The sequence below is a fragment of the Exiguobacterium sp. s157 genome, from assembly GCF_018618205.1.
In the GTDB taxonomy this organism is placed as follows: Bacteria; Bacillota; Bacilli; order Exiguobacteriales; family Exiguobacteriaceae; genus Exiguobacterium; species Exiguobacterium chiriqhucha.
The window spans coordinates 165,221-181,147 of sequence record NZ_JACSLQ010000005.1 but is presented as its reverse complement, the minus strand read 5'-3'; the positions used below and the strand labels follow the sequence as shown (position 1 = coordinate 181,147).

Sequence of the window (15,927 nt, the reverse complement as noted above, 5' to 3'; positions counted from 1 at the left end):
GTCCCTTGTCAGGAGGCATGTCCGATTGGTTTTTTAAATGGCGGAAGTGAACCGCTCGGCTGTGCCGTTCAGCGATTCGGCCGACTGTTCGATATGCTCGAACCGCTCAAGCGTCTGTTCCATGATGCGGACACTCTCTTGAATGTCTGTACTGGAGCGGGATACGCCGTCGACGATTGAGACGAGCTCTTTGTTCATCCCGTCCGTGTTCGCGCGCACTTCGATGACGGCGCGTTCGACGAGACGTGACAGGTTCCGGACCTCGGTCGCGACGACGTTGAAGCCGAGACCGTGCTCACCTGCCCGTGCGGCCTCGATGGCGGCGTTGAGCGACAACAAGTTCGTCTGGGCGGCATTTTGACGACGCCGACGACTTCATCCTGTTCATAGATTGGCATATAGGTCGCTTCGAGCCAAATTGAATCACCGCGGGCGTCGATGCGCTCGATTTTGTCGGCCGAACTGAAGCCGTCGAACAGCTTGTTCCAAAACGCTTGATAGTCCGGACTGCTGACGAAACTTGGCGTGCAGAACAAGTGATGGTGCATCCCGATAATTTCGTCACGTTTATATTTCATTGCCTTGGAGAAGAGGTCGTTCACATCGACGACGCGTCGTTGACGGTCGAATCGGATCATCGCCACGTTGGCCTCGAGGGCACGGAGCACCTCAGGGGATGAGAGGCTAGCAAACTTTGTCAGTTCCATTCCGATTATTCCTACCTTCTTTTCTCGATTTCCTTTAGTGCTTTATTCCTGGAATGTAGCGGAATTCTAGTGTACCCTGTGCGAAAATTCCTGAATAGCGTCGGTTTTTGAAATCGAGTCAATATCTTGAATTTGAAGTGTTTTCCAGTTGGTTCACTGCTAAGTCCATGAACAAAGGACCCGTGCCATGCACGGGTCCCCTATCATTCCTGGTCATCGAATATTGATTTGAACAGCGTGACTTGGTCGGCCGTGAGTTCACCCCGGCTGTCCTTTGGATCGATGCCGCCGATTATCTGTTCTTCGTACCAAATCCCGAAGTCGAGTGAACGTTCTGGCGCATCGTTCGGCGTGAACACGAACGTCGCTTTCACATCCGGTTCCCGCTCGATCGGGACGGGCTGGTCTTCCCACTCGACTTCCTCCGTCGTTCGATCAAGCTCGGCATTCGTCTCAGCGTCGGTAATGGTGCGTGTCGGCCCGTATTCCCCATCAGTATGTATCGTATGGTACTCGATACGAGACGGATCCACGTCTTCCTCGCTACTCGCACAACCTCCAAGCAACAGTCCCGCGCAGATGACATATCCAACTAACATGCGTTTCAACAGAACATTCCTCCTCGATTTACAACCAATCCGTTCATTCGAAAGCCTGTGGGAATAACTCTTGGAACGTCTCCGCCCCAGCGCTCGACAGTTTGAACACTTCCCCGGACTTCACGTCTTTCACGAAGACATCGACTTTCTTCGACCGTTGCTGGTAACTGACATCGAACTGTTGACCGAGATTCCCGTGCAACAGCGTCAAATACTTATAGTCTTCCGTCTCACCACTCTTCGTCGACGGGCGCGCGGTCTCGATGGCTTCGATCAATCGATCATACGCCTCGCCTCTAACATTCACCGCATCAGGGTAAGGGAGCGGGACTTCGCGGTGATACGGATACTGATGGAGGTAAGCGACCGCTATCTCGTCTAGATCTGCAGGATCTGTAAGGAGAGGGCTCGTTCGATAGCGCATCGACACGGTTTTTGTTACGTTTTGTCCGTCCACGTCAATCGTGAGGTCATATAGCGGATAAGGTGTCATCGGTTCCATCGTGCCACCGTTATGGATTCGACGGAAGGTTAAACTGTCAGCCCCGTTGAGCAAATCGGCATCTTGTAAAATGGAGGAGGAATAGCGAGCCTTGTCTCCACCATAAGACTGGAGCAGATGAGGCATGTTCGTGGCCTTATCTCGTCCTAATGCGATAAACACATCGGACGGTCTAAGGTTCGGCAAAAAGTGGAAGAATGGGTTAAAGTAGCCCCCTTCTTCAATCCCAATCTCAACCGTGCCGCTAAATCCAGGCGAAATCCTCATAAGTGTGACCGGATACGGTTCCATGTCTTGTCCATTGTCATAGAAGGCGTCCGGCTTATGTAACGCAGCCCGTTCATTTGCGGTCGCGATATGGACGGTCGGAAGGAACGAAATCTCCGTGCCGACCTCGTCTTTCAAGTAGGCAGGTCTTTCTGCAAGCTCGACGGCCCCGTACCCTTCCATCCCGTCCATCCGGTCTGATTTACAGAGCGCATAGATTGTATCCCCCTCGACATAGGTCACTTCATTAAAACTATATCCATAATAGTCATCATTCATAAGCGGGGCCCGGGTCGCATACGCCATCCCGAGGATTGAAAACGTCTCTCCATCTAGTTCGGTCAGTCGTTCCTTGTCTTCACATTGGTTCAAAATTGTTTCGGCATCCACTACAGGCTCTTGACTGTTCAACGTAACCCGTTCGGCTTGCCAGTGCTCCTCGATATGGCCATAGCGGACGACGTCCACGTCTTCCGAGCAGCCTGCCGTCAACCATAACAGTGACAATGACATCAACGCTCGTTTCTTCATGTTCAAGCCACTCATTTCTTCTTCAAGTCAGGGAAGTAGGACAAGAACGTCTCGGCCCCTTCGCTCGTCAGTTTGTACGTCTCGTCGGTCGAGCGGTCGGTCACGTAAATATCCATCTTTTTCGAGCGCTGTTTATACGTCACCTCGAACTCTTGTCCCTTGTGTCCATCGACGATTGTTAGAAGCGGATAGTCGCCTTCATCACCTTGACGCTTCGTCGGTTCAGCGGAATCGATTGCTTGGACGAGGTCATCCATATCGTTCCCCGCTGCTTTTAAAAGAACCGGGTATGACAACGGAGATTCCGGGTTGAACGGCTGTTGATGAAGATAAACGAGTGGACCGACCACAAGTGGCATGTAGTCTTCGTCGGGGTGTGTCTCGAGCTGCTTTCGTTCCGCTGTCGATAATAAGTCAGAGGTGCGGTATGTGAACGTCATCGTCTCATTGACGACTTTTCCGTCACGAGTATAGGTGAACTCATACAATGGATAAGTCTGGTCCGGGATGAGCTCCGTCTCGAGGGGGAGGCGCTCGACGCTCAACGCTTCATATGTAAGCCCTTCTGCGGTTTGGTCAATCATCGACTCGAGTGGAGTCACCGAGAAATAAAGGTCCGCAAACATGAGCAGCAAATACGGTTTCTCAGTAATCGTGTCGTAACCGATCGCTACTTTGATGTCTTTCATGCTGGCCATCGACGGATCGAACGAGAACAACGGATATGGACTCGGCATTCCCCCGATTTCTACTTCAATCTCACCGTACAGAGCCGGGGAAAAGGCGACGAGCGTTTCGAGGAACGGTTCAATCCGGTTGCCTGACTCGTTCAATTCATCGGCATCCCGTAAGGCGGTTTTGGCGGACTTATCGGCCGGACCGACGATTGGATAACGACCGATCGGTGTCCCCGTTGATACGTCCACATCGTCAGGGAACGACTCGATCACTTCCGCCGAGAAGCGGTTCGAGACCGTGTCACGACAAAGCACATAATTCTCATCCCCTTTCATATATGATACGGCCTTGAACGCATACTCCTCACCCGTGTCCGTCATCGGATAGCGGTTCGCCACGATCGTATCGAACACAATCAAGTCGCCTTCCAGCTCGGTCGTCAACTTACCGCTACAGGCTTCAAGCGTCTCGTCGGCTGAATGAAGGGAAATCAACTCCTCCTTGGCATACTTACTGACGGTCCAATGCGCGTCGACGTAAGACAAGTTTACGACGTCCGGCTTTTCCCCACCGCAACCAACCAATAAGCCTGTGGATAGTACAAATAAACCGACTAACTTTTTCAAATCATCCGCCCCTCACCATTTATTTGTACCAATTTTACCATTATATTACTTTAGGAGGGAACACGAAAAAAACCGTCCGACGACCTGGACGGGTTCAATGACCGTTACACAGTTTTATCGATGGCTCGGGTCAATCTCGTCTCGACATCGCGTGCCACAGCTTGGAGCGACTCATCCTCGATCAGTTCGATCAGTTTCGTCGGCTTTGGCATCCCGACATGGGTCGACCCGTCTTTCGTGAAGACGGCGAGCTTGCATGGGAGGAAATAACCGCCTTCCCGGTGCGCCGTGATGACTTTTTTCGCTTCTTTTGGATTGCACACTTCGAGGATGCGGTAGTCTCCATCAATCGCTTGGCCTTTCTCTTCGAGCGTCTCACTCAAATTGAAGTCCCAAAGCACCCCGAACTCTTCCTCTTTGAGCGTCGTTTTCAGCTTCTCGACGACCGCTTCGACCGTCTGATCGGTCTTGACCGTGTAATCAAACATGTGAACCCCTCCTAAGATGTAGTCTCTCTCGTCTTGTACCCGAAGTGAGGACCGACAAATCGTCTGTTCGGTCGAAAAAAGTATATGTGATTTGAAACATATTCGATGTCCGTCACGTATGTATGAGAGAAAATAAAGAAGTCCATACTTACGTAAAGGAGAAGTGGTTGCCGTGACGGTCACCGTATTCACACATACAAGCTGCAGTTCTTCCCGTAAGACGATCGATTGGTTACGTGAGCAGAACATCCCGTTCATCGAGAAGAAATTGACCGACCAAGGGATGTCGTTCACCGAGTTCAAAGACATGCTCCGCCTCACCGAGAACGGGACGACCGACCTGTTGTCCGTTCAAAAGAGCGTGTACAAACAAGCGGCGGATCACCTTGACGAGATGTCGCTCCGTGAGCTGTACAGCTTCGTGGCGTCGCATCCCCAGATTTTGAAGAGTCCGATCGTCGTCGACGACAATCGGATTCAAATCGGGTTCAGCGAGAAAGAGATTCGTACGTTCATCCCGCGCCATGACCGCATTGCCGAATTGAAACGATTGCTCGACAACAAGTAAGAGCCCTGCCGAAGCAGAGCTCTTTTCTTATGCCTTCTTGAGTCGGGCCGCCAAGCGGTTGCCGAACGACTGAATCGATTGGACGAGTAGAATCAAGACGAAGATGGTCACGTACATGACCTCCGGCTCGAATCGAAGATGCCCGTATTGATAGGCGATATCGCCGAGTCCGCCTGCCCCGACGAGTCCTGCCATCGCGGTCGCCCCGATCAAACCGATCGTCGCAATCGTCAGACCGAGCACGATTGAAGAGCGGGCCTCCCGGATCAACACGTACCAGATGATTTTCCGGGTCGAGATGCCCATCGCTTCATACGCCTCGACGACCCCGCGGTCGACCTCGAGCAGCGCCGACTCCATGAGCCGCGCGATATACGGCGCCGTGAACACGATGAGCGGCAACAGCACGCCTTGGACGCCGATTGTTGTTCCCATGATGAAACGGGTGAACGGGAGGATGAAGAATAAGAGAATGATGAATGGGATTGAACGGACGACGTTGATGACGCTCGACAAGATGCCGTAGAAATAACGGTTGGCGAGCCGCCCGTTCGGTCGCGTCAAGACGAGGAGCGTCCCGAGCGGCAGTCCGATCAACGTCGAGATGACGAGTGCGATGCCGGTCATCGTGAGCGTCTGAATCGTCCCCGTCCAAATCAAGTCACCCCAATTTTCCCAAAACTGAAGCATAGTTCGTCACCTCCTTCACTTTCACACCGCTCGCCTCTAAGAAGCGGACGGCTTGGTCGGTCTGGCCCTCATCGCCGTCCAAATGGACGAGTAGATTACCGACGAGACCTCCTTTAAGCTTTTTGATGCCGCCCCCGATGATGTTCGGCAGCAAGCCGAACCGTTTCGTCAATTGGGCGAGCACGGCCTGTTCACTTTGATGGCCGATGAACGACAAGTTGACGAGCGTCCCGTGCGTGCTCAATTCTTCGACGACCTCTTTCGGGACATCGAGGTTCGTCTTCAAGAACTTGCGCGTCGTCGCATGCTGCGGGTCCGAGAACACGTCGAGCACGTCCCCTTCTTCGATGATCCGGCCGGCCTCGATGACCGCGACCCGGTCGCAGATGCGCTCGATGACTTCCATCTCGTGGGTGATCAAGAAAATCGTCAGCCCGAGCTCGCGATTGATGTCGAGAAGCAGGTCGAGAATCGACTCGGTCGTCTCCGGGTCGAGCGCGCTCGTCGCCTCGTCGCTGAGCAGGATGTCCGGCTCATGTGCGAGGGCGCGGGCGATGGCGACACGTTGCTTCTGTCCGCCCGAAAGTTGCTCCGGATAATGTTTCCGATGATCCGTCAATCCGACGATGTCGAGGTACTTGTCGACGCGTTCGCGGATTATCCGCTTATCGAGTCCTTCGAGACGGAGCGGGATGGCGACGTTCTCTTCGACGGTCGCCGTCTTGAGCAGGTTGTAATGTTGGAAGATCATCCCGATGCGATGACGTAGCTTCGAGAGCCCTCGTTTGTCGAGCTTCGTGACGTCCTGTCCTTCGATTTCGACCTGGCCCGACGTCGGGCGTTCGAGCAGGTTGATCATGCGGATGAGCGTGCTCTTTCCTGCCCCGCTTCGGCCGATGATGCCGAAGATCTCGCCTTTCTCGATGGTGAGCGAGACGTCGTCGAGTGCGGTGACAGCACCTTTATTTACCGTGAACGTCTTCGTGATTCCTTTAAGTGCGATCATAGGCCCTCCTTAAAACGCCGGGACGATTGAGCCGTCGAACGTCTCTTCGATGAACGTCCGGACCTCGTCCGAGTGATAATACGATTTGAGCGTCGCGACGACTTCGTCATCCTTGTTGTCGGTACGGACGACGACGTAGTTCGGATACGGGTTGTCGACCGTGTCTTCATGGAACAAGGCGTCCTCGTTGATCGACAGGCCGGCACCCATCGCGAAGTTCGTGTTGATGGCAGCGAGTGCGACTTCCGGGAGCTGGGTCGGGAGCTGCGACGCCTCGAGTTCGATGAATTCAAGGTTGAGCGGGTTCTCGGCGATGTCACGTTTTGTCGCCTTGTCTGTCAATCCTTCTTTGAGCGTGATGAGTCCCGCTGTCTCATAGAGACGGAGCGCGCGTAGCTCGTTCGCCGGGTCGTTCGGGACGGCGACCTTGTCACCTTCTTTCAAGTCCTCGATGTCGGTCAATTTCTCTGAGTAGAGACCCATCGGGAAAGCGACGGTCTTGAACACGTCGTCGATTTTATAGCCTTTATCGGACTTTTGCAGTTCTAGGAATGAGAGCGTCTGATAACTGTTCACGTCGAGGCTGCCCTCGGCGAGCGCCGTGTTCGGCGTATTATAGTCGTTGAACACTTTGATATCGAGTTCGAGGCCGTCTTCGGCCGCGAGTTCTTTCACTTTCTCGGCGATCTGTTGGTGCGGCCCGCCCGTGACGCCGATCGTGAGCGACTCCGTGCTGAGCGCCTCGCTCGCGTCCGATTGTCCGCATGCTGAGAGCGCGATGGCGGCGAGTAGTGATGTTCCTGCAAGTACTGTTTTCTGTTTGATGTTCATTTGTTTTCCTCCTCCAAAATGAAAGCCCGCTACTCATTCAGAGTGGCGGGCACGACAAGTCAAAGTCGGACACGCTCATCTCCCAGACGATTTCGTCTGTTGGAATTAGCACCATGATCATTACGATCTGGTTGCCGGGTTTCACAGGGCCAGTCCCTCCACCACTCTTGATAAGCAATCGGTCTATTAAGTTGTTATCATCTTACTTTTAATTCTTTTAATTGTAAATAGATAATTGTAAATTTTCAAAAATTATTTTCAGAAAATTTTTATCGAGCGGTTCCGGCAACTGTTGCAGCTCGGTCTCCGTCATGACGGAGTCGACGAGGACCGGGATATGCTCAAATCCGACCCCGAGCGTCTCGAGCGTCGTCGGGGCACCGAACCGTTTCAACCAAGCTTCCAAATACGGAGCATCGGCCGAGCGCCGCAAGCGCTCTTGGATGATCAGGCCGAAGCCGACCTTGTCTCCGTGCAAGAATGAGTGGGTCGACTCGAAGCGGCTGAGCGCATTATGGACCGCATGGCCCACGGCGACGCGTGTCCCGGCGTCACCAAATCCACCGACGGCGCCGCCGATGGCGAGCACGTGATCGACCGCGAAGCGGACGTCGTCACTATACGACTCAAAAGCGTGCTCGCTCAATTCAAGTTCGACGAGACGCCCGCACTGCTCGGCCAAGACGAGTCCGGTGTTGACGCCGGCGTCAGCTGAGCTGTCACCACTCAAATAACGGGCCTCGTAAAACTTCGCGACCGTGTCGATGACACCTGCCCGAAAGTATTCATATGGTGAGCGCGAGATGACCCGTGAGTCAACGATGACCCGTTCGATGACGACGCGGAACATGTCGTAGCGGTCGTAGCTCCCGTCCTCCTGATAGACGACGCTGAGCGGTGTGAACGCCGCACAGTTCGAGGCGAGCGTTGGGACGACGATGAGCGGGACGTTCCGTTGATAGGCGACGAGTTTGGCCGTATCGACGAGCTTGCCACCTCCGACGGCGATTAACACGTCGGCGTCCAACGGTTTGAGCCGTTTGACTTCCGAGTCCGTGCACTCCCCGCTGAACCTTGTTGCCGGATAGTCCGCGATGGCCGGAAAGATGGCTCGGACGACGTCATACCCTTTCTGACCGTGCAGGACGTGGGCACGGCGGCCGTCGACTAAGTCATCAAGACGGTCGAGCGCGTCATCGGCGTGGTCATATTCAAGGACGGCCTGACGAATCATGCGCGCACCTCCTCATAGGCGGCAAACAACCGCTCGATTCGTTCGACGGCCTCGTCAATCTTCGGTTCCGGTGAGACGAGGCCGAAGCGGACGTATCCGTTCCCTTCCGAACCGAAGAAATAGCCCGGGGTGACGGCGACACCGGCTTCATGCAGCAGTTTCCGCGAGAACGACTTGGCATCACCCTCAGGCACTTTCGCCCAGACGAAGAACGAGCCTTCCGGCGGTTCGACGGCCCAGCCGGCCCGGTTCAACCCGTCGATCAGGCGATCACGCCGTGCCTCGTACAGTCGTGCCAAGTCATCGCGAATGGTACGGGGCGCCTCGAGCGCAGCGACAGCCGCCGCCTGGATGGCCGAGAACACGCTGACGTGGACGTGGTCCTGATACGTGTTGATCGCCTCGATGATGTCCGCGTTCCCGACGGCGAAGGCGACGCGCCAACCGGACATGTTGAACGCTTTCGACATCGTATATACCTCGATGCCGACTTCTTTCGCCCCTTCCGCCTGCAGAAAGCTAGGCGGGACATGGCCATCGAATCCGATGCTGCCATATGCGAAATCGTGGACGACCATCAAGTCCCGCTCCCGGGCGAAACGGACGGTATCGTCAAAGAAAGCGGGTGAGGCGACGGCTCCGGTCGGATTGCTCGGGTAGTTCAAATACATGAGTCTTGCATCTTGCGTATCGAGCGTCTCATAGTCCGGCAAGAAGCCGTTCTCTTCCCGGAGGACGAGGTCACGGACGACGGCACCGGCGAGGCGTGCCCCCGAGATGTAATCAGGATAGCCGGGATTCGGTAGCAAAATTCCGTCGCCAGGTTCGAGTACGCATTGCGGCAACGTGATGAGACCAGATTTTGAGCCGATGAGAATCGCTACTTCTGTCTCGGGATCAAGTTCGACTCCATACTCATTCAAATAGAACGTCGCCACTGCTTGCTTCAGGCGGGCCTGACCGCGGAACGGACCGTATTGATGGGTCGAGGCGTCGAGGAGCGCCGTCTGAAGCGCGTCACAGATTGGCTCAGGCGTAGGCAGGTCAGGCGTCCCTTGTCCGAGTCGGATGATGTCGCGGCCGGCTTGTTCGAGTTCGGCCACCTCGTTCGCGAGTCCGACGAAATGTTGAGGTGGTAACGTTTTAAGTAGATGTGAGCGTCTGTCAGTCATGAATAGTCCTCCTATGCAAAAAACACCCCTTTCCGCGGAAAGGGGTGTCGAGATACGGACGTATTCAAACAACCACCTTTCCATCTCTCAAGGTCACCTTGCTGGAATTAGCACAGTATTGAATCAATCTGTTGCTGAAGCTTCATCGGGCCAGTCCCTCCGCTTCTCTTGATAGAAAGTGTTTTATATGCGATTTGTCTTTTTGTAATATGTCACTTAGTTAACCAAACGTTACCAATCTTGTCAATCCTTTTTTGAAAATGAGCATGTCCTCTTGAATCCCGATAAAAAAACGTTCATAGTGAAAGTGAACGTTATTCTACAAAATTTAAAACATGAGGGGATGGACCTTTGGAATTAAACCGTCAATTGATTTGGAAGTTGAGCGTGATCGGCCTGATCCTGCTCGTGCTCTGGAAAGTCATCAGCGAACCGGATACGATTTCGCAGATGATGCATTATACGTTCCAGTTGCTGACGCCGATTATTATGGGAATCGCCATCGCGCTGCTCCTGAATACCGTCCTGTCCTATATAGAAGAACGGTTTCAACTAAAACGATATCAAGGCTTGCTGATCGTCTATATCATCTTTATCGGGATTCTCGTCATATCTGCGGTGACGCTGTTCCCACGCATTTATTCGAGCCTCGCCTCGCTCATCGAGGAACTCCCGTCCTATATCCGGCAAATCGACGGGTATCTGTCACAGTTGAACACGTATTTGAAAGAGTATAACGCGACAGTCGCCCAGGCCATCGATTTCAGCCGGTTCGAGGAGCGCTACTCGGGCTGGGTCGAGACGGCCGTCTTGTCGTCGGTCAGCTACGTGTCGAGCTTCACGATGACGCTCATTAACTTCTTGATTGGGATCGTCATCTCGATTTATCTTTTAAAAGACAAAGAGATTTTTGCCCGCATGTTCAAGCGGCTGTTGTATGCGATGTTCCCGGTCGCGTCAGCCAAGACGACGATCGACATCTTCCAAGAGATGGATTACATCTTTAAACGCTATATCATCGGGAAGTCGCTCGACTGCCTCATCATCGGGGTGCTGGCCGTCGCCGGTCTGTTGATTATCGGGGCGCCATACGCGCTTCTCCTCGGCGTCATCGTCGGTGTCTTGAACTTCATCCCGTACGTCGGGCCGCTGCTCGGGATGATCCCGGCGTTCATCATCACCTACTTCTATGACCCGTTCACGGCGCTCATCGTCCTCTTGTTCATCTTCTTGTTGCAACAATTCGACGGACTCTGGCTCGGGCCGAAGATTCTCGGCGACAGCGTCGGCATCACGCCGTTCTGGGTCATCACGTCGATCATCATCGGCGGCAGCCTGTTCGGCCTCGTCGGGATGTTCATCAGCGTGCCGGTCACGGCGATGATTCAAGTCGTGTTCTCGCGCTTGATCGACTACCGGCTCAGTCGCAAGAACTTGAATGAATTGTTATGACACATTGACGATTTAGGTTGACACATTTCACAGAAATATCATAATCTTGAAGAGAAGACAGTCCAATGCAGAAAGGAGAGGTACCGATGTCAGTCATTCAACGCTCGCACGTCCAAGTCCATATTGACCGGCAGGCGCCTCTCCGTGATTTGAATCCGTGACGTTCGCCCGCCTTCCGAGGCATGTCTAAGATCGTAGGGACGCGTATGCCTTTGTGCATGCTGCGTCCCTTTTTACATTCCAATAATTAAAGCAGGTGAACCTAATGATTCAATCACTCAAACGACTCGACCGCAATATTTGGATCCGCTTCCTCGGGGAGACGATCACCGGCGTCATGATGTTCATGATCGCGCCGTTCCTTGTCCTCTATTACAGCGACAAGCTCGACAGTTATATCCAGGTCGGTGTCATCATGGCGACCGGTCCGATCATGGCCCTCATCGGTTCGGTCGTCGGCGGACGGCTCGCAGATTTGTATGGCCGTAAACCGATCATGATGATCGCCATCCTCGGCGACGCGCTCGCGCTCGTAGGTTTCGCGTTCGCCGAGACGTTTTGGCCGCTCCTCCTTTTGAACGCCATGCTCGGCTTGACGAACTCGTTGTTTCATCCGGCCGCGAGCGCGATGGTGGCGGACGTGACCGAGCCCGAACAGATGAACGAGGCGTTCGGCCTGTTGCGGATGGGCCATAACATCGGGGCGGCGCTCGGCCCGCTCCTCGGCAGCGCCGTCCTGTTCATCGACCGGCAGTATATCTTCTTCTCGGCGTCATTCGTCTTTATCCTTTATGCGCTCGTCCTCGGCCGCTTCATCCGGGAGTCGCTCCCGGAGACGACCGAGGCCGATACACCGTCTAACCGGGACGTCCTACGGGTGTTCTATAACGATAAGGTGTTCCTCGTCTTCATCTTCGCCGGTGTGTTCATCTCGATGGGCTTCTCGCTCATCGAGAGCATGTTGCCGCTGTTCTTGCGCGAGTCGATGCCGTCGTTCACCGACCGTGAGAATCCGTTCGCCTATATGCTCGCCTTGAACGGCATCATGGTCGTGTTGTTCCAGTTCCCGATTGCCTCGAAACTCGGGCGCAAGCCGTTCGGCAACGTCATGCTCGCCGGGGCGACCATCTTCGGGGTCGGCATGATCCTGATCGCGGTCATGCCGCGTCTCCTCTACTCCCTCGGGACACCGTACCTCGTCCTCGTGAGCGTCTTGCTCGCGGTATACGCGTTCTATACGCTCGGTGAGATGATCATGTCCCCGGTCCAACAGACGTTCATCGCCTTGATCGCTCCGGAGAATATGCGTGGGGCCTATAACGGGGCCGCCAGTATCCAATGGTTGATCGGCGGGGTGACGGCTCCAATCATGGCGAGCCTATTCTTCGATCAGCGGGCCGGACATATCGCCTTGATTCTCGTCGGGGCGGCCAGTTGTGTGTCAGGCCTCATCTACTGGCAGCTCGGACGTCGCGTCAGTGCGGCCGAAGCGAAACAAAAGACGGCTTGACCTATATAAATCACACTGAACCTAGTCGTTTAGTGTGATTTTTTAATTCGTTGCAAATTCGTTAAATTTTGAATATTTGCTTCTATTATTCTTTACAAACATAATGATTCTTTTTATGATAATACGGTTAAGGAGGGATCTTTCATGGAAAGGATCGATAAACAGAAAATTGTGGACAGCGTGCCACAAAAAGGTTTTTTCGGACAGCCGAAAGGGTTGTTCACGCTATTCTTCACTGAGTTTTGGGAACGGTTCTCGTATTACGGGATGCGTGCGATCCTCGTCTTCTACATGTATTACGAGGTATCAGATGGCGGTCTCGGTCTCGACCAGAACGTCGCCTTGTCCATCATGTCGGTGTATGGCGCACTCGTCTACATGTCGGGGGTCATCGGGGGATGGCTCGCTGACCGTGTGTTCGGGACGTCCCGGGCCGTCTTCTTCGGCGGTGTGTTCATCATGCTCGGTCATATCGTACTGTCGATTCCGGGTAGCCTGACGTTCTTGTTCATCTCAATGGCGTTGATCGTCATCGGGACCGGTCTCTTGAAACCGAACGTCTCGAGTATCGTCGGTGATTTATACAATGAGACGGACCGTCGTCGTGACGCCGGGTTCAGTATCTTCTATATGGGGATCAACCTCGGTGCCTTCATCTCGCCTTTGATCGTCGGAGGGGTTCAAAAGAGTTATGGCTTCCATTGGGGCTTCGCGCTCGCCGCGGTCGGGATGTTCATCGGTCTCGTCGTCTTCATGGTCACGAAGAAAAAGAACCTTGGTCTCGCCGGTTCATACGTACCGAACCCGTTGACACCGTCTGAAAAGAAAAACGCAATCAAGTATACGACGATTGCAGTCGTCCTCATCGGTGGTCTGTTGGCCGTGTTGATTCCACAAGGGTTGTTCACGATTAACACGTTCATCGGTCTCGTCGGTGTGTTCGGGATCGCGATTCCGACGATTTATTTCATCGTCATGTATCGTAGCCCGAAAACGACGGAAGTCGAGCGGTCACGGATTATCGCCTATATCCCGCTGTTCATCGCCTCGGTCATGTTCTGGGCGATTCAAGAGCAAGGCGCAACGATTTTGGCCAGTTATGCGGATAAGCGGACCGACCTTGAATTTTTAGGGTTCACGCTGTCACCGGCCTGGTTCCAGTCGCTCAACCCGTTGTTCATCATCATGCTCGCTCCGGTGTTCGCATGGCTTTGGGTCCGACTCGGTGACCGTGAGCCGAGCATCCCGACGAAGTTCGCCTTCGGGATTTTGTTCGCAGGGTTAAGTTTCTTGGTGATCTTGCTCCCGGCCTACTTCGGTGGCCCGGACACGCTCGTCAATCCGCTCTGGCTCGTCCTCAGTTACTTCATCGTCGTGCTTGGTGAGCTCAGCCTGTCGCCGGTCGGTCTGTCGGCGACGACGAAACTCGCCCCGGCTGCCTTCTCGGCCCAAACGATGTCACTCTGGTTCTTGTCGAACGCGGCGGCACAAGGGATTAACGCCCAGCTCGTTCGTTTCTATTCACCAGAGAACGAGATGCTCTACTTCGGGATTATCGGTGGAGCAGCGATTGTACTCAGTATGATTTTGTTCGCTCTCGCCCCGGTCATCAAAAAGTATATGCGCGGGATTCATTAAGCGTAAAAGCCCATTCCTCGGCCGAGGAATGGGCTTTTGTATACGTTGCTTATTTACGGACTTGGATGAGCGACAAGTAGCGGTCGATCAAGTCATGGTTGAAGTAATCATGGAACCGGTCCGACTTGAGCGATTGAATCGACTCATGGAACGTCGCCGGGAGTGACGAGATGCCTTGGCTTTCAATCTGCTTCGCCGAGTACTCGAACAAGTCGTCCTCGTTCGGTGCCGACGGCTCGAGCTGTTGCTCGATGCCCTCGAGTCCGGCATAAATCAATGCCGCAAGCGCGAAGTACGGGTTCGCACTCGGGTCTGGGTTACGGACTTCGACGCGCGTCGCGCTTCCACGTGACGCCGGAATCCGAATCATCGAACTGCGGTTCGATGGGCTCCAACAGATGTTGACCGGTGCCTCGAAACCTGGCACGAGACGTTCATACGACTCTGGGAGCGGGTTCGTGAAGATAGCCGTTGCGCGGGCATGCTTCAGAATCCCTTCGATGAAGTGACGGGCCGTGAGCGATAGACCGTAGTCTGACTCCGGCTCTTCGAATGCGTTCACCGTCGGGTTGCCGTCCTTGTCGTTCTTCCATACCGAGATGTTGAGGTGCATCCCCGAACCATTCACGTCACGGAGCGGTTTCGGCAAGAACGATACTTTTGCACCTTTCTCTTGGGCTGCCAATTGAACGATTTCTTTGAAGAACTGGATGTTGTCGGCCGTGTGGAGCGCGTCATCATATTTGATGCCGATTTCGTGCTGGGCCGGTGCGACTTCGTGGTGGACCGCCTCGATGTTGAAACCGACTTCGCTCAAGCGGTTGGCGATATGTTGGCGGACCTCATACCCTTTGTCTTCCGAACGTGTCGAGAAGTAACCCGCCTCATCGTAAAATTCACCATTCTCGTCGAAGATGAAGAATTCCGGCTCAGCGCCGACGAAAATCGAGTAGCCGTCACGTGCAGCCCGCTCGAGGGCATCCTTCAAGACGTTGCGCGGGTCGAACTCGTAACGTTCGCCGTCCGGTGTGCAGACGTCACAGAAAAAGGCGAGAATGCTCTCGTCCCCATCCTGCTCGTAGCGTGGACGATCTAAATCCGGTCTCAAGAATAGGTCTGAGTTTTTGATGGAAGAAAAACCGGCGATGGATGAACCGTCAAACATCGTCTTCCCTTCAAAGACTTCCGGCAACAATTTTGCAGAGAGAGTCAGTAGCTTCAAGTCTCCAAGCACGTCGGAGAAGTACATGTGGATTTGTGTGATCCCTTTCTCCTGAACCGTTTTTTCAATCTCTTCTTGCTTCTTCCTGTTGCCATCCTTGTCTGTTCCGAATAGATTAGCCATGATTCTAAAAAACCTCACTTAAGTTATTTGACATATCAACACTGTCATGACGTACCTTGCGTACGCTTCTCCTTAAGTCATAA

Annotated in this window: 15 protein-coding genes, 1 pseudogene and 2 riboswitches; of the genes and pseudogenes, 4 read left to right on the top strand and 12 right to left on the bottom strand. The window is 53.8% G+C overall.

The genetic code is table 11. The features are described 5' to 3' along the window. Positions 1-33: 33 nt before the first annotated feature. The 6 genes and pseudogenes from KNP67_RS15400 to KNP67_RS11090 all read right to left on the bottom strand — a co-directional run bounded on the left by KNP67_RS15400 (position 34) and on the right by KNP67_RS11090 (position 4,398). Positions 34-336, bottom strand: coding sequence for a methyl-accepting chemotaxis protein (locus tag KNP67_RS15400; RefSeq protein ID WP_285800922.1), 303 nt, complete (start codon positions 334-336; stop codon positions 34-36). 83 nt (positions 337-419) lie between these two features. Next, positions 420-638, bottom strand: a pseudogene (locus tag KNP67_RS15395) (methyl-accepting chemotaxis protein); the annotation flags it as partial. 272 nt (positions 639-910) lie between these two features. Next, entirely contained in the window at positions 911-1,315 is a 405-nt protein-coding gene (locus KNP67_RS11105; RefSeq protein WP_131472642.1) for a hypothetical protein, read from the bottom strand. 34 nt (positions 1,316-1,349) lie between these two features. Beyond that, the gene (locus KNP67_RS11100; protein WP_131472640.1) at positions 1,350-2,606 is read right to left on the bottom strand and encodes a hypothetical protein; all 1,257 of its coding nucleotides are present in this window, start codon (positions 2,604-2,606) and stop codon (positions 1,350-1,352) included. An 11-nt stretch (positions 2,607-2,617) separates the two neighbouring features. Further along, positions 2,618-3,910, bottom strand: coding sequence for a hypothetical protein (locus tag KNP67_RS11095; protein ID WP_131472638.1), 1,293 nt, complete (start codon positions 3,908-3,910; stop codon positions 2,618-2,620). Positions 3,911-4,014: 104 nt separating this feature from the next. Continuing rightward, positions 4,015-4,398: a DUF302 domain-containing protein gene (locus KNP67_RS11090; RefSeq protein ID WP_131472636.1), complete on the bottom strand. Its 384-nt coding sequence runs from the start codon at positions 4,396-4,398 to the stop codon at positions 4,015-4,017. A gap of 172 nt (positions 4,399-4,570) precedes the next feature. Here KNP67_RS11090 and KNP67_RS11085 point away from each other — a divergent pair, with 172 nt between their 5' ends. Beyond that, positions 4,571-4,966 (top strand): Spx/MgsR family RNA polymerase-binding regulatory protein, encoded by a 396-nt coding sequence (locus KNP67_RS11085; protein ID WP_131472634.1) that lies wholly within the window; start codon positions 4,571-4,573, stop codon positions 4,964-4,966. A gap of 27 nt (positions 4,967-4,993) precedes the next feature. Here the strand turns inward: KNP67_RS11085 and KNP67_RS11080 are convergent, their stop codons facing one another. From KNP67_RS11080 to KNP67_RS11060, 5 genes are all read right to left on the bottom strand, one after another. Then, the gene (locus KNP67_RS11080) at positions 4,994-5,656 is read right to left on the bottom strand and encodes a methionine ABC transporter permease (RefSeq protein WP_034777647.1); all 663 of its coding nucleotides are present in this window, start codon (positions 5,654-5,656) and stop codon (positions 4,994-4,996) included. Continuing rightward, positions 5,628-6,662: a methionine ABC transporter ATP-binding protein gene (locus KNP67_RS11075; RefSeq protein ID WP_131472632.1), complete on the bottom strand. Its 1,035-nt coding sequence runs from the start codon at positions 6,660-6,662 to the stop codon at positions 5,628-5,630. The genes KNP67_RS11080 and KNP67_RS11075 overlap by 29 nt, the downstream gene beginning before the upstream one ends. A gap of 9 nt (positions 6,663-6,671) precedes the next feature. After that, the gene (locus KNP67_RS11070; protein WP_021067482.1) at positions 6,672-7,493 is read right to left on the bottom strand and encodes a MetQ/NlpA family ABC transporter substrate-binding protein; all 822 of its coding nucleotides are present in this window, start codon (positions 7,491-7,493) and stop codon (positions 6,672-6,674) included. A gap of 72 nt (positions 7,494-7,565) precedes the next feature. After that, positions 7,566-7,670, bottom strand: a riboswitch (SAM riboswitch). Positions 7,671-7,710: 40 nt separating this feature from the next. Continuing rightward, on the bottom strand, positions 7,711-8,727 hold the full coding sequence (locus KNP67_RS11065; RefSeq protein WP_214756595.1) for an iron-containing alcohol dehydrogenase family protein: 1,017 nt from the start codon (positions 8,725-8,727) through the stop codon (positions 7,711-7,713). After that, the gene (locus KNP67_RS11060; protein ID WP_021067484.1) at positions 8,724-9,899 is read right to left on the bottom strand and encodes an aminotransferase class I/II-fold pyridoxal phosphate-dependent enzyme; all 1,176 of its coding nucleotides are present in this window, start codon (positions 9,897-9,899) and stop codon (positions 8,724-8,726) included. The genes KNP67_RS11065 and KNP67_RS11060 overlap by 4 nt, the downstream gene beginning before the upstream one ends. A gap of 77 nt (positions 9,900-9,976) precedes the next feature. Beyond that, positions 9,977-10,077, bottom strand: a riboswitch (SAM riboswitch). A gap of 173 nt (positions 10,078-10,250) precedes the next feature. On the opposite strand from KNP67_RS11060, the gene KNP67_RS11055 reads away from it, so the two are divergent. From KNP67_RS11055 to KNP67_RS11045, 3 genes are all read left to right on the top strand, one after another. Further along, on the top strand, positions 10,251-11,351 hold the full coding sequence (locus KNP67_RS11055; RefSeq protein ID WP_021067485.1) for an AI-2E family transporter: 1,101 nt from the start codon (positions 10,251-10,253) through the stop codon (positions 11,349-11,351). A gap of 265 nt (positions 11,352-11,616) precedes the next feature. Next, on the top strand, positions 11,617-12,861 hold the full coding sequence (locus KNP67_RS11050) for an MDR family MFS transporter (protein ID WP_021067487.1): 1,245 nt from the start codon (positions 11,617-11,619) through the stop codon (positions 12,859-12,861). A 144-nt stretch (positions 12,862-13,005) separates the two neighbouring features. Then, entirely contained in the window at positions 13,006-14,499 is a 1,494-nt protein-coding gene (locus KNP67_RS11045) for a peptide MFS transporter (protein WP_021067488.1), read from the top strand. A gap of 49 nt (positions 14,500-14,548) precedes the next feature. Here the strand turns inward: KNP67_RS11045 and KNP67_RS11040 are convergent, their stop codons facing one another. Then, positions 14,549-15,844, bottom strand: a complete 1,296-nt coding sequence (locus tag KNP67_RS11040; protein WP_021067489.1) for a glutamine synthetase family protein — start codon at positions 15,842-15,844, stop codon at positions 14,549-14,551. Between the last annotated feature and the right edge of the window lie 83 nt (positions 15,845-15,927).

Bases quoted from the DNA above. Each gene is read 5' to 3' on its own strand.
- KNP67_RS11100 (WP_131472640.1), bottom strand. From the start codon at position 2,606: ATGAAGAAACGAGCGTTGATGTCATTGTCACTGTTATGGTTGACGGCA.
- KNP67_RS11090 (WP_131472636.1), bottom strand. From the start codon at position 4,398: ATGTTTGATTACACGGTCAAGACCGATCAGACGGTCGAAGCGGTCGTC.
- KNP67_RS11080 (WP_034777647.1), bottom strand. From the start codon at position 5,656: ATGCTTCAGTTTTGGGAAAATTGGGGTGACTTGATTTGGACGGGGACG.
- KNP67_RS11075 (WP_131472632.1), bottom strand. From the start codon at position 6,662: ATGATCGCACTTAAAGGAATCACGAAGACGTTCACGGTAAATAAAGGT.
- KNP67_RS11070 (WP_021067482.1), bottom strand. From the start codon at position 7,493: ATGAACATCAAACAGAAAACAGTACTTGCAGGAACATCACTACTCGCC.
- KNP67_RS11065 (WP_214756595.1), bottom strand. From the start codon at position 8,727: ATGATTCGTCAGGCCGTCCTTGAATATGACCACGCCGATGACGCGCTC.
- KNP67_RS11060 (WP_021067484.1), bottom strand. From the start codon at position 9,899: ATGACTGACAGACGCTCACATCTACTTAAAACGTTACCACCTCAACAT.
- KNP67_RS11050 (WP_021067487.1), top strand. From the start codon at position 11,617: ATGATTCAATCACTCAAACGACTCGACCGCAATATTTGGATCCGCTTC.
- KNP67_RS11045 (WP_021067488.1), top strand. From the start codon at position 13,006: ATGGAAAGGATCGATAAACAGAAAATTGTGGACAGCGTGCCACAAAAA.
- KNP67_RS11040 (WP_021067489.1), bottom strand. From the start codon at position 15,844: ATGGCTAATCTATTCGGAACAGACAAGGATGGCAACAGGAAGAAGCAA.